Below are 13372 nucleotides of genomic sequence, written 5' to 3' on the forward strand. Positions count from 1 at the left end.
GACCGCCGACTACGCCTTCGGCCAGGCCCTGGAAAAAGACGCCTCGGCGGTGGTCACAGCCAACGGCGGCAAGGTGCTGGGCTCGGTCCGCCACCCCTTCCCCGGCTCCGACTTCTCATCCTTCCTGCTCAAGGCCCAGTCCTCCGGCGCCCAGGTGATCGGCCTCGCCAATGCCGGCGCCGACACCACCAACGCCATCAAGCAGGCCGCCGAGTTCGGCATCACCCCGACCCAGTCCCTGGCCGGCCTGCTGATGTTCATCACCGACATCCACTCCCTCGGCCTCAAGACCACCCAGGGCATGTACCTGACCGAAGGCTTCTACTGGGACCTGAATGACGAAACCCGCGCCTGGTCGAAGCGTTTCTTCGGCGTGCAGAAGAAGATGCCGACCATGGTCCAGGCCGGTCAGTACTCCTCGGTGTATCACTACCTGAAGGCCGTCAAAGCTGCCGGCACTGACGACACCAAGAAGGTCATGACCCAGATGAAGAAGATGCCGATCAACGACTTCTTTGCCAAGAACGGCCAGATCCGCGAAGACGGCCGGATGGTCCACGACATGTACCTGATGCAGGTGAAGAAGCCCGCCGACTCCAAGTACCCGTGGGACTACTACCACGTCCGTCAGACCATCCCTGCAGCCGAGGCCTTCCAGCCCCTGGCTCAGTCCCGCTGCCCGCTGGTCAAGAAATAAGCCGCTGCAACCACGATCCCCGGAGCGGCCCAGCGCCGCTCCGGCCCTGGAGTGACCCATGGAAATATTCGGCGTCCCATCCGCCCTGCTGGGCAGCCAGCTGCTGGTCGGGCTGATCAACGGCTCGTTCTACGCAATCCTCAGCCTCGGGCTGGCGATCATCTTCGGCCTGCTCAACATCATCAACTTCGCCCACGGGGCCCAGTACATGATGGGCGCCTTCATTGCGTGGCTGGCCCTGACCAAATTCAACGTGAACTACTGGGTGGCCCTGATTGCTGCCCCGCTGCTGGTCGGCCTGTTCGGTGTGATCCTCGAGCGCACCATGCTGCGCAAGCTCTACAAGCTCGACCATCTCTACGGCCTGCTGCTGACCTTCGGGCTGGCCCTGATCATCGAAGGCGTGTTCCGCGACCAGTTCGGAATCTCCGGTGAGTCCTATGAAGTCCCCGAGGCACTCTCCGGCGGCATTCACCTGGGCTTCATGTTCCTGCCGATCTACCGCGCCTGGGTCATCGTCGCATCCCTGACCGTGTGCTTCGGCACCTGGTACATGATCGAGAAGACCCGCCTGGGCGCCTACCTCCGCGCCGGTACCGAGAACTCCCAGATGGTCCAGGCCCTCGGCATCAACGTGCCCCTGCTGATCACCTTCACTTACGGTTACGGCGTCGCCCTGGCAGCCTTTGCAGGCGTACTGGCTGCACCGGTCTTCCAGGTGAATCCGCTGATGGGCTCCAACCTGATCATCGTCGTCTTCGCGGTAGTGGTCATCGGCGGCATGGGTTCCATCCTCGGCTCCATCGTCACCGGTATCGGGCTGGGGCTTATCGAGGGCCTGACCCGGGTCTTCTACCCGGAAGCCTCCGCCGTGGTCGTCTTCGTCATCATGGTCATCGTCCTGCTGGTACGGCCTGCGGGTCTGTTCGGCAAGGCCTGAAAGGACTCCCCGTGAGCACAACCAAGCAGCCCTCCGCCCTGATCAAGACTGAAGTCTTGTACACGGGCCTGTTCATCGTCGGTCTGATCGCCCCCTTCGCGGTCTACCCGACCTTCCTGATGAAGCTGTTCTGTCTCGCCCTGTTCGCCTGCGCCTTCAACCTGCTCCTCGGCTTTGCCGGCCTGCTGTCCTTCGGACATGCGGCCTTCCTGGGCACAGCCGGCTACGTCTGCGGGCTGATGGTGCGCGACGTGGGTGTCACGCCCGAGGTTGGCATCCTCGCCGGCACCGTATCGGCGGGCCTTCTGGGCTGGCTGTTCGGCGTTCTGGCCATCCGGCGCACCGGAATCTACTTTGCGATGATCACCCTGGCCCTGGCCCAGATGGTCTACTTCATCGTGCTGCAGGTGAAGGCCACCGGCGGCGAGGACGGCCTGCAAGGCGTGCCCCGCGGCCACCTCTTCGGGCTGGTGGATCTGTCTGACAACGTCGCCATGTACTACCTGGTGTACGCAGTCTTCAGCATCGGCTTTTTCATCATCTACCGCACCATCCACTCGCCCTTTGGCCAAATTCTCAAGGCCATCCGCGAGAACGAACCGCGGGCGATCTCGCTGGGCTACGACGTGAGCCGGTTCAAACTGATGGCCTTCGTGATCTCGGCATCCCTGGCCGGCCTGGCGGGCGCCACCAAGACCCTGGTGTTCCAGCTGGCATCCCTCTCGGACGTCCATTGGCACATGTCGGGCGAGGTGGTGCTGATGACACTGCTGGGCGGCCTTGGCACCATCCTCGGTCCGGCCGTCGGATCTGCAACCATCGTGACCCTGCAGAACGAACTGGCCGACAAGGTCGGCTCCTGGGTCACCGTTATCATGGGCCTGATCTTCGTGATCTGCGTGCTGGCCTTCCGGCGCGGCATCGTCGGCGAAATTCAGGCCCTCATCCAGCGCGCCGGCATCCGCTAGGAAAAGCGGCGGCGCCATTCAACGCCATGGCAGGATAAAAAAACGGACGGCCAAGGCCGTCCGTTTTTTATTGTCCAAATCCGCTTCAGACCCGGAACCGGGAGACCGTCTGCTGCAGTTCGCTGGCCAGGTTTTCCATGTCCTGGGCCGCACGCGCCGTGGAGTCAACGGCATCCGTGTTGTCCCTGGCCATCTCCGCGATCATCTCGATACTGCCCGCCACCGCGGCGCTGGCATTGCGTTGCTGCTCGGTCGCCTCGGCAATCTCATCGAGACCGCGCCCCACATCCACAACCGACTCATTGGCCGACGCAATGGCGCTGGACACGGAGGCGACCGCCTCCCGACTCGACGTCAGATGATCAAGGCCCCGGTGGATGGACTGGCGAACCGCAACGGACTGCTTGGAGAGACGTGAAGTCACTGCATCGATCTCGCCCGCCGACTTGGCGGACTTTTCTGCCAACTTGCGCACCTCGTCGGCCACGACGGCAAATCCACGCCCCTGCTCCCCGGCCCGCGCCGCTTCGATCGCGGCATTGAGGGCCAGAAGATTGGTCTGCTCGGCGATATCCCTCACCTCCTGCGTCATCGACGTGATCGACGAGGTGGACTGGACGAACTCCTCGACGGAATCGGCCATCTGGCGCACTGCATCCTCGGCGTGGCACACCTCGGCCACGAGGGAATCGAGCGTACGCCCTCCCTCCTCTGCCCGCCGCAGACTCTCCTGGGAACGCTGATGTACCCGCTCGGCACTGGCAGCCACGTTGGCGATGTTGGTCGCCATGTGCTCGACAGAAGCTGCTGCACTCAGGGACTGATCGTTCTGCCGGCGCGATCCGTCGGCCACCCGCCCGGCACTGGCGGCGAGTTGATGAGCCGAGCCCGTCACCCGGGATGCAGATTCGGACACATGACGCACCAGCTGCGCGATGGTGCCGAGCATCTCGTTGAAAGTCGCAGCCGTCTTGCCGATCTCGTCCTGGCCCGCGACCTTGAGGCGCCGGGTCAGGTCCCCTTCCCCCTTGGCGATCTCCGAGAGGCTCCGATTCATATCAGTCAGCGGGCTGACAACGAACTTGCGGATGAAGAAAACCACGAAGACGATGAGCGGAAGCGACAGGGCCAGCGCGCTGAAGATGCTCTTCCACATGAAGGTATCGACTGCCGCATTCACCTTGTCGAGGGACACCTTCATGCTGACCAGCCCCAGTGGCGTTCCCACCGGGACCTGGTGACAACCGACGCAGTTCTTGCCCAGGTAGTTCTCGGAGGCCAGCGCGGGCTTTACCACCCTCAGATACTCGCCTGACTTGGCATCGCTCTCCACCCGGACCAGCTCCTTGCCGCTGGCGATCACAGCCTTTTCGTCCGTATCCAGCGGTGCTGCTGGCCGATTGCCCGGACCAAACTGCTTGCTGACGGCGTCACCACGGATCACGACCAGATCCTTGATCACGGAAAGCTGCTTGATCTGGTCAAGAAAGACCTCACGCTGCCCCACGGTTCCGGTGATCATCATTCCGGTCAGTCCAGCCATGGTCATTTCATGGACAGAATGGGCAAAATCTTCGGCCTGGGCTATCGCGGTCTGTCGATTCACGCGGGTTTCCCACGCAATCATGCTGCCCCAGGCGATAACCAGCATCAGCCAGATGGCACCCGTCAGACGCAACCAGATGGGTGTGTCGGCAAGCTTGCGCATGTGTCTCTTCCTCTAAACAGCCGGGGATCGTCGTGACCCGGTCTGAAATACCTGTGCGGGTCTACGGCAGGGAAACGGTGCGCCTTAAGGCAGCGAGGAGAAATCAGTTACCGGGCTTGACCGACGCGGGACGGGCGTTGAGACGCTGGGTGGCGGCGCTCCAGTCGGCGCGGGCAAGCAGGGGCCAGGCCAGCAGGGCGCGGTCGAGGGACTCGTCAATGAGTTCGGACTCCTCGCGCCGGGGCGGCTTGAGGACGAAGTTGGCCACTTCGTTGCGGTCTCCAGGGTGGCCGATGCCAACCCGCAAGCGCCAGAAATCCTGAGTCCCAAGATGTGCGGTGATGTCCTTGAGGCCGTTGTGACCGCCCAGGCCACCGCCGAACTTCAATCTGAGCTGGCCTGGAGGAATGTCGAGTTCATCATGAACGACGAGGATCTCCGCAGGCTCAATACGGTAGAAACGCGCCAGTGCAGCAACGGACTGCCCGGATCGGTTCATGAAGGTCTGGGGCATCAGCAGCCACACCCCGTTCTGACGGGCGTTGGCCGCCAGGCCATGAAAGCGCGCTTCCTTGCTAAAGGAAGTTCCCAGTTCGCGGGCCAGGCGCTCACAAAACCAAAACCCGGCGTTATGCCGGGTTTCAGTGTACTCACTGCCGGGATTGCCGAGGCCGACGACGAGCTTCGGTGCAGGCTGGCTCATCGTTCAGGTGGCCTCGCAATCCTCAGGTGAATCAGGCAGCCGGGGTTTCCTCGGCAGCATCGTCGCTACCGCGGACAGCCAGGATGGTGGCCAAAACCGGGTCTTCACCGTGGGTCAGGGCCTTCACACCCTTCGGCAGGGTCAGGGCGGAAACGTGGATGGAGGAGCCCGTCTTCAGATCCTTCAGATCCACTTCGATGAACTCGGGCAGGTCGCCCGGCAGACACTCGAGGTCGAGTTCGGTCAGCGGGTGGGAAACCATGCCGCCTTCGAGCTTGACGCCCGGAGCGATGTCGGCGTTGATGAAGTGCAGGGGCACCTTCACGTGGATCTTGTGGGTAGCGTCAACGCGCTGGAAATCCAGGTGCAGGACCTGCTGCTTGTACGGGTGCCACTGGGTGTCCTTGAGAATCACGGACTGGTTGGCACCGTCCAGCACCATGGTCAGCACGGAGGCGTGGAAGGCCTCGTTGCGCAGGGCATGGAAGATCTCGTTGTGATCGACTTCGATCTGGGCGGGGGCGCCGGAACCGTACACGACGGCGGGAACACTGCCAGCGCGACGCAGGCGGCGGCTCGCACTCGTGCCCTGCAGAACGCGCGTCTTGGCGTTGAATTGAATGGTCATCTTTGCTACTCCGGTTGATGGGCCCGTCCGCGACCAGACGGGCTGAAAAAAGCCGGTGGGCTTGCACCCACCGGCTTGGAAATGAATGGCTTACTCGTTGAAGAGGGAGCTGACAGACTCTTCGTTGCTGATCCGCAGAATGGTGTCGGCGAGAAGCTCGCCGATCGACACAAAACGGATGCGCTTGCAGGCCCGGGCTTCGTCGGACAGCGGAATGGTATCGGTCACCACCAGCTCGTCCAGATCAGATTCATTGATGCGGCTGATGGCCGGGCCGGACAGCACGGCGTGGGTACAGTAGGCCATCACACGCTTGGCCCCGTTTTCCTTGAGCGCCTGGGCCGCCTTGCACAGGGTGCCTGCGGTGTCGACGATGTCGTCCATGATTACGCAGGTGCGACCCTCGACTTCACCGATGATGTTCATCACCTCGGAGACGTTGGCCTTGGGACGACGCTTGTCGATGATGGCCAGATCGCACTCGAGGCGCTTGGCGAAGGCGCGGGCACGAACCACACCGCCCACGTCCGGCGACACGACCATCAGGTTTTCGTATTTCTGCTTTTCCAGGTCATCCAGCAGCACAGGGGCTGCGTAGATGTTATCCACCGGAATATCGAAGAAACCCTGGATCTGGTCGGCGTGGAGATCGACAGTGAGGACACGCTGCACACCGGCGGCCTGGAGCATGTTGGCCACCACCTTGGCAGTGATGGGCACACGGGCCGAACGGGGGCGTCGATCCTGACGGGCGTAGCCGAAGTAAGGAATCGCTGCGGTGATGCGACCAGCGGAAGCCCGCTTCAGCGCATCCACCATGATCAGCAATTCCATGATGTTATCGTTGGTGGGAACGCAGGTCGGCTGGAGGACGAAGACATCCTTGCCGCGTACGTTCTCGAGAAGTTCGACATTGACTTCGCCGTCCGAGAAACGACCAACCGTGGCCGAACCCAGAGACTTCCCAAGACGACGCACTACATCTGCGGCCAGCTTGGGATTGGCGTTGCCGGTGAAAACCATCAGGCTGCCCGAAGCCATGATCACCTCTCGTTACTGCAAAGTAGAACAGCTTAAAACAAAACGGGCAGGTTTTTGGCCTGCCCGCTGAATTTGGCTGGGGAAGAAGGATTCGAACCTTCGAATGCCGGAATCAAAATCCGGTGCCTTGACCAACTTGGCGACTCCCCAAAAAATCGTTTTCGCTAGCTCACACAAGCCAGCCTTGCAGTGGATGCCTGTCCAGCCCTGAGGCTACCCAGACCTTCCAGCCCTGCGGGGCCGCCGCGGCGACCTGCCTTGCTTCCTCCTCCGAATCGAAGGGGGCAAAGATACAGGCCCCTGAACCGCTCATTCTTGCTGCCCCATACTGCGACAACCAGACCAGCGCCTCAGCCACTTCGGGAAACCTTTTGCAGACTGTTGCCTGCATATCGTTCCGCGTTGTGTGTGTTGCGAAGGCGCGCATTATTATGGGTTCGGTGTTCCGCGTCAACTCTTCTGCGGAAAAAATTTCAGCGGTGGGCACCGACACCCCGGGCGCGATCACCACATACCAGGCCGGCGCCACACTCAAGGCCTGGAGCGCTTCTCCAACGCCCTCCGCAAAAGCGGTCTCGCCAAAGACAAAGAAAGGCACGTCCGCCCCCAGGCTCAGGCCGATCTCCTGCAGGCGTTTTCCGGGCAGCTTGCAGCCCCACATCCGGTTAAGTGCAATCAGTACGGTGGCGGCATCCGAGCTTCCGCCACCCAGCCCGCCCCCCATGGGGATACGCTTGCATACGCCGATTTCGACCCCCTGCGACGAACCCGTGGCCTGCTGCAGGGCACACGCGGCACGCACCACCAGATCGGTCTCAGGCGGGACACCCGGCACATCCGTGGTCCGCAGGATGCGGCCATCGCTCCTGAGCGAGAGCTGGATCTCGTCACCCCAGTCGAGCAAACGGAAGGCGGTTTGCAGCAGATGGTAGCCATCCGGGCGACGGCCGACGATATGAAGAAAGAGATTGATCTTGGCCGGTGCCGGCAGGCGCACTTCCGTGGCGGCCGGATCAAAGGGGATAGGATGCATGTCAGGGGTTCCAGGCATCGACGATCAGGCGCAGGCGGGTATCGCCGCGATGAACGTCGATCTTGCGGGGCAGGTCGTCGGGCTCGCCTCCCGCGTACTCGGTGTAGTCAATGGTCCAGCCACGATCGATGACCTGCCGGGGGCGCCCGAGGGCATCGAGTTCGCGCACCTCCGCCCCTTCCCGGACTCTTGCTGTCACCCATCGGGGCAGTTCGGTGAAGGGGGCGCTGACCCCCAACACACTCTCGGCCAGTTCAGCGGCCGTATCGGCCTCGACACGACGTCCATCGCTGAGGGTCATGCGCGCGCCCGCGGCATCGGTCTCGATGCGCGCCAGCCCCTGCCCCAGAGGGCCGGTGAACAACCAGGCATCGCGCTCCGGGCCATGCTGCCAGTCAACGCCAACAACGGCGCTGCGCTCGGCATCTCGCACCTGCAGGCGGCCTTCGAGCTGAAAACGGGGCATCTCGGCGACGGCTCGCAGGGCAGTCTTGGGTACAGCATCCGGGGTCGTGGCGCAGGCGCTCAGGCCCAGCACACCCACCAGGGCAAGCACTCTCAAGGTTTGAACTTCTTGATCACGTCGGCCAGCACCGTGTTGTCGGGGTGTGCCTTGGCGGCATCCTTCCAGGTTTGGGCAGCCTCGTCACGCCGCCCCATCATCCACAACACCTCGCCCAGGTGTGCAGCGATCTCCGGATCAGCCCGCAGCTCGAAGGCACGCTGAAGCTGGGCAAGGGCACCATTCAGATCGCCACGCCGGTAAAGGGCCCAGCCGAGGCTGTCCAGGATGAAGGCGTCGTTCGGTGCAATCTCAAGACCCTTGCGGATCAGGCCCTCGGCTTCATCGAGACGCAGGTTGCGATCCACCAGGGAATAGCCCAGTGCGTTATAGGCATGGGCGTGATCGGGCTTGAGGGCAATCAGCTTTCGCAGGCGCCCTTCCATCACTTCGGGGCGGCCGATGCGCTCAGCCATCAATGCCGACTCGTACAGGAGCTCGATACTCTCCGGATCGCTCCGCAAGGCCTCGTCAAGAACATTGAAGGCCTCTTCATTACGACCGGCATCCCGGACGATCTGCGCCTCCGCCAGTACAAACTGCTGGCGCTCGGCCGGAGCCGCATCACGCGCCAGCGCCTGGAGGTGCTGGCGCGCCTCGGGAATCCGGCCGCGGGCCACCATGACCTGGGCCACTCGCGCCTGGGCCGCAACGAAACGACTCCCCGGTGCAACCGACTTGTACCAACCGATGGCTTCATCGTAACGCTTTGCTTCCTCGGCAATCTGCCCGAGATAAGTACGAACGCTGTCCTCCTCGGCAAACCCCAGTTCGAGGAGTCGTCTGAAGTGGGCTTCCGCACCCGCTCCATCGCCAAGCTGCATGGAGAGCAGGCCCGCCGCGTGGATGGCATCCTTGTCGTCCGGCGTGCGCTTGAGGATCTGCTCGAACTGCTCCCGGGCCGGCCCGAACTGCTTGCCCGCCACCAGGAGGCGGGCAAGGGTAATACGGGGCTCCCGGGCTTCCGGGTGCTGCGTCAGATAGGCCTGCAGCGTCCGAACACCGGCACCGGGCGACGCCTCCTGCTCGAACTGCGCCTTGAGGACCACCGCCTGCTCCCAGTCGGGGCGCACACGCAAGGCACCGTCCAGGTCATTCGACGCGGCAACCCCGTCGCCCGCCACAAAAGCCGCGTTGGCCCGGGCAAACCAGGCTTCCGGATGAGTGAGATAGGGCTCGGTCAACTCGGTGACGAGACGACGGATCAGGGGCTTGTCGGGAATTCGCGCCAGCCCCCGGTTGAGTCCCATCAGGGCCGGGCCGATGGCATCGCCCTGACGCGCCAGCGCCTCGGCAAGATGGGTGCGCAATTCATCAATACGGGCACCGCTGGCCAGCGTCCCGGATGTCAGCTGCTGGGCCTGGACCGAACCGGGCTCGATATCGAGCCAAAGTCGAGCAGCCTCGCCGGACAGATCCGCCTCACGGGAGAACAGCGCCATTTCGGCGGCACGCCGGGCAATGCGCCCATCCCGCGTACGGCGCGCCAGGTCTACATAGGAGCGGGCGGCCATGGCGGTCTGCCCCCTGGCTGCGGCCACCTCGGCGAGCATCATCTGGTGAAGGATCTGCGGTGTCAGCTCCTGAGCCGGATAGGTCGCCTTCGCCGCGTCATCTCCGGCCGCATCCTGCTGAGCCTGGGCCACCCCTGCGAACAGGCCGGCCGAGACGAGCAGGATGGCCAGCAATCGGGCCGGTTGAACAAGGCGAAAAATAGGCTTCATGGGACTCTCTGGAAAGACGTTCGGGTTCCGGTCGGCCACCGTCCCGAAAAGCTCGCAACGGCGCGACATGGTCTTTGATCGCACAGCTACAATAGGGTTCGCCGGATGTTAGGCGGTTTCCCCAAGCCCAGCAAGCGAGCTCCTTCGCACCGTTTTCCCCATGCCCGAACTGCCTGAAGTCGAAACCACCCGCCGGGGAATCGCACCCGAACTCACCCACCTCACCAGCACCGGCGCGGTCGTCCGCAACGCCCGTCTGCGCCACCCCATTCCCGAAGATCTGGATACCATCCTCCGCGACCGGGCGCTGCTGGCCGTGGAGCGCCGTGCGAAATACCTGCTTCTGCGCTTTCCCACCGGCAGTCTGCTGGTGCATCTGGGCATGTCCGGGAGCCTGCGCATCGTGCCCGCCGTGACGCCCCCTGAGAAGCACGACCATCTCGACATCCTGTTCGGCGACAGGGCCCTGCGCCTGCGCGACCCCCGTCGCTTCGGACTGGTGCTATGGCAGGCCGGCGATGCACCCCATCCGCTCCTCGCCGGACTCGGCATCGAGCCCCTCGACGACGGCTTCGACGGCCCCTGGCTGCATCGGGCCGGACGGGGCCGCAAGACACCCGCCAAGCTCTTTCTGATGGATGGCCACCAGGTAGTGGGCATCGGCAACATCTACGCCTCCGAAAGCCTGTTCAGGGCCGGCATCGACCCCACCACGCCCATCGGCGAACTAGGCCCGAAACGCTGCGCCCGCCTCGTCGCCTGCATCCGCGAAACCCTGCAGGATGCGCTGGCCGCCGGTGGCAGCACGCTACGGGATTTTGTTGGCAGCAACGGGGCACCGGGTTACTTCCAGCAGCAGTATTTCGTCTATGGACGAGACAACGAGCCCTGCCGAAAATGCTCCACCCCCATCCGCAAACGGATCATGGGGCAACGGGCCAGTTTCTACTGCCCGCGCTGCCAGCATTGAAACGGTTTCGGTCAGCCCCGATCCCGTTTATGCTAACAATATTGACGATTACTGCCGGCGTAGCGGCTCCCAGCCAGGAATGAAGCCCGTGAAAGACGCACACATGCTCGCTGAACACTTCTCCGCCTACACCCAGTGGCGGGGAGATGTGGCCTCCGGAATCGGAGAGCTGCGCAAGTGGCTGCAACTCAATGAAATCGGCGACGCACAGTCCGATCTGCGTCTCCAGTACCTCCTCGACCGCCTGCGCGAAGACAAGCTGATCGTCGCCTTCGTGGCCGAGTTCTCGCGGGGCAAGTCCGAGCTCATCAACGCCGTCTTCTTTGCCGGCTATGGCAACCGCATCCTGCCCTCAAGCGCCGGGCGCACCACCATGTGCCCGACCGAGCTGCAATGGAAGGAAGGCGACAAGCCGGAGATCCGCCTGCTGCCGATCGAGAGCCGCAAGACCAACGCCAGCATCACCGAACTCAAGCGCTACCCTGAGGAATGGCAGATCCGCCCCCTCGACACCAGCTCGGCCGAGAGCCTGCAGCAGGCCCTGGCCCAGGTCGGCGAAACCCGCCTGGCCAGCCAGGCCGAAGCCGAAGAACTGGGCTTCCCTATCGACGCCAGCGGTGACCACGGCATCCGCCCCGACTCAGAGGGCAAGCTGGAGATTCCGCGCTGGCGCCACGCCATCATCCAGTTTCCCCACCCGCTGCTCGAACAGGGGCTGGTGATTCTCGATACGCCGGGCCTCAATGCCATCGGTGCGGAGCCCGAGCTCACCCTCAACCTGCTGCCCAACGCCCACGCCGTACTGTTCATCCTGGCCGCCGATACTGGCGTCACCCAGAGCGACCTGGCCGTGTGGCGGGAGCACGTCAACGCGGGGCGCCGCCAACGCGGGCGCATCATCGCCCTCAACAAGATCGACGGCCTGTGGGACGGCCTGCGCAGCGAAGAAGACATCGAGCGGGAGATTGCCGGTCAGGTAGCGAGCGTCGCCAACACCCTCGAAGTCTCACCTGCCCAGGTCTATCCGGTATCAGCCCAGAAGGGGCTGGTGGCCAAGGTCAACGAAGACCCCGAACTTCTGGATCGCAGCCGCATCCTCAGCCTTGAGCGGGCCCTCTCCACCGAGCTGCTCCCGACCAAGCGCGACATTGTCCGCGACAACACCCACGGCGATGTCACCGACATCGTCAGCCGCAGCCGCGAGCTCCTCAATGCCCGCCTGTCCGGCCTGCGCGAACAACTCCAGGAGCTCACCGACCTGCGTGGCAAGAACCAGAACGTCATCGAATACATGATGCGCAAGGTGCGCTCCGAGAAGGACGAGTTCGAACAGGGTCTGCAGAAGTACTACGCCGTGCGCAGCGTGTTCTCCAGCCTGTCCAACAACCTCTTCGGTCACCTGGGCCTCGACGCCCTGCGCGACGAAACCCGCCGCACCCGCGAGGCCATGCTCGATGCGGCCTTCTCCCGCGGCCTGCGTGACGCCATGAAGGGCTTTTTCCAGCACCTGCGTGGCAACCTCAAGAAGTCCACCGACGAGATCGGCGAGATCTCCAAAATGCTCGACGCCATGTACAAGCGTTTCACCGTCGAGCACGGCCTCAAGCTGGCCGCACCCACGGCCTTCTCGACCCTGCGCTATGAAAAGGAGATCGAGCGCCTGGAGGAAGCCTTCAACAACCAGTTCAACACGGTGCTGACCATCGTCACCACCGAAAAGCACACCCTCACCCAGAAGTTCTTCGAAACCGTGGCTGTCCAGGCCCGGCGCACCTTCGAAGTGGCCAACCGGGATGCGGAACAGTGGCTGCGGGCCGTGATGGCCCCCCTGGAGACCCAGGTGCGCGAGTATCAGCTCCAGCTCAAGCGCCGCCTTGAAAGCGTGAAACGCATCCACCAGGCCACCGACACCCTGGAAGACCGGGTCCGGGAACTGCAGCAAGCCGAAGACCTGCTCGTCCACCAGCTTGCCCAGCTCAACGCACTGGCGGAGCGCATCGAGCTTGCCCTTGAAATGCCGGCAGGCAGCAACACCCCCTCGGCTTTGGCCGCCTGAGGCCACAGCCGGCAGGACACGCGTCGACCGGTACACAGCAACAGGGCCGGGCTCCCCTGCTGGGGTGCCCGGCCCTGTTTGTTTCTCGCGCTGCCGGCGTGCTTACTTGTCGGCAGTGAGCTTGAGAAACTTCTCCATCAGATCGTCCTTGCTTTCCGGATGTTCCGGATTGAAGGGGATGCAATCCACCGGGCAAACCTGCTGGCACTGGGGTTCATCAAAGTGACCGACACACTCGGTGCACTTGTCGGGGTCGATGATGTAAATCTCGTCACCCTGGGAGATGGCACCATTCGGGCATTCCGGCTCGCAGACGTCGCAATTGATGCACTCGTCGGTAAT

Annotated in this window: 13 protein-coding genes and 1 tRNA gene; 5 read left to right on the forward strand and 9 right to left on the reverse strand. The window is 63.3% G+C overall.

The features are described from left to right. From ACIQ09_RS19125 to ACIQ09_RS19135, 3 genes are all read left to right on the forward strand, one after another. Positions 1-697, forward strand: a 697-nt coding sequence (locus ACIQ09_RS19125; RefSeq protein ID WP_398313508.1) for an ABC transporter substrate-binding protein, incomplete at its 5' end; no start/stop codon positions are given. A gap of 58 nt (positions 698-755) precedes the next feature. After that, positions 756-1637: a branched-chain amino acid ABC transporter permease gene (locus ACIQ09_RS19130; protein WP_398313510.1), complete on the forward strand. Its 882-nt coding sequence runs from the start codon at positions 756-758 to the stop codon at positions 1635-1637. Positions 1638-1648: 11 nt separating this feature from the next. Further along, on the forward strand, positions 1649-2605 hold the full coding sequence (locus ACIQ09_RS19135) for a branched-chain amino acid ABC transporter permease (protein WP_398313512.1): 957 nt from the start codon (positions 1649-1651) through the stop codon (positions 2603-2605). Between the two features lie 85 nt (positions 2606-2690). Here ACIQ09_RS19135 and ACIQ09_RS19140 read toward each other — a convergent pair whose 3' ends face one another. The 8 genes from ACIQ09_RS19140 to ACIQ09_RS19175 all read right to left on the reverse strand — a co-directional run bounded on the left by ACIQ09_RS19140 (position 2691) and on the right by ACIQ09_RS19175 (position 10004). Continuing rightward, positions 2691-4313, reverse strand: coding sequence for a methyl-accepting chemotaxis protein (locus ACIQ09_RS19140; protein WP_398313514.1), 1623 nt, complete (start codon positions 4311-4313; stop codon positions 2691-2693). Between the two features lie 103 nt (positions 4314-4416). Beyond that, positions 4417-5016, reverse strand: a complete 600-nt coding sequence (gene pth / locus ACIQ09_RS19145) for an aminoacyl-tRNA hydrolase (protein ID WP_398313516.1) — start codon at positions 5014-5016, stop codon at positions 4417-4419. A gap of 31 nt (positions 5017-5047) precedes the next feature. After that, positions 5048-5644, reverse strand: a complete 597-nt coding sequence (locus ACIQ09_RS19150) for a 50S ribosomal protein L25/general stress protein Ctc (protein WP_398313518.1) — start codon at positions 5642-5644, stop codon at positions 5048-5050. A 90-nt stretch (positions 5645-5734) separates the two neighbouring features. Next, a complete protein-coding gene (locus ACIQ09_RS19155) occupies positions 5735-6685 on the reverse strand; it encodes a ribose-phosphate pyrophosphokinase (protein WP_398313520.1) in 951 nt (316 codons plus the stop codon). A 73-nt stretch (positions 6686-6758) separates the two neighbouring features. Continuing rightward, positions 6759-6835 (reverse strand) — tRNA-Gln (locus tag ACIQ09_RS19160). A gap of 19 nt (positions 6836-6854) precedes the next feature. After that, positions 6855-7718, reverse strand: coding sequence for a 4-(cytidine 5'-diphospho)-2-C-methyl-D-erythritol kinase (ispE, locus tag ACIQ09_RS19165; protein WP_398313522.1), 864 nt, complete (start codon positions 7716-7718; stop codon positions 6855-6857). Position 7719: 1 nt separating this feature from the next. Continuing rightward, positions 7720-8274, reverse strand: coding sequence for a lipoprotein insertase outer membrane protein LolB (gene lolB, locus ACIQ09_RS19170; protein WP_398313530.1), 555 nt, complete (start codon positions 8272-8274; stop codon positions 7720-7722). 2 nt (positions 8275-8276) lie between these two features. After that, positions 8277-10004 (reverse strand): tetratricopeptide repeat protein, encoded by a 1728-nt coding sequence (locus tag ACIQ09_RS19175; RefSeq protein ID WP_398313524.1) that lies wholly within the window; start codon positions 10002-10004, stop codon positions 8277-8279. A 160-nt stretch (positions 10005-10164) separates the two neighbouring features. On the opposite strand from ACIQ09_RS19175, the gene mutM reads away from it, so the two are divergent. Further along, positions 10165-10974, forward strand: a complete 810-nt coding sequence (gene mutM, locus ACIQ09_RS19180; RefSeq protein ID WP_398313526.1) for a bifunctional DNA-formamidopyrimidine glycosylase/DNA-(apurinic or apyrimidinic site) lyase — start codon at positions 10165-10167, stop codon at positions 10972-10974. A 103-nt stretch (positions 10975-11077) separates the two neighbouring features. Next, entirely contained in the window at positions 11078-13030 is a 1953-nt protein-coding gene (locus ACIQ09_RS19185; protein ID WP_398313532.1) for a dynamin family protein, read from the forward strand. A gap of 102 nt (positions 13031-13132) precedes the next feature. On the opposite strand, the gene ACIQ09_RS19190 is transcribed toward ACIQ09_RS19185, so the two are convergent. Then, a partial coding sequence (locus ACIQ09_RS19190) for a YfhL family 4Fe-4S dicluster ferredoxin (RefSeq protein WP_398313528.1) occupies positions 13133-13372 on the reverse strand: 240 nt, incomplete at its 5' end.

This window comes from Zoogloea sp. (genome assembly GCF_044344315.1).
In the GTDB taxonomy this organism is placed as follows: Bacteria; Pseudomonadota; Gammaproteobacteria; order Burkholderiales; family Rhodocyclaceae; genus Zoogloea.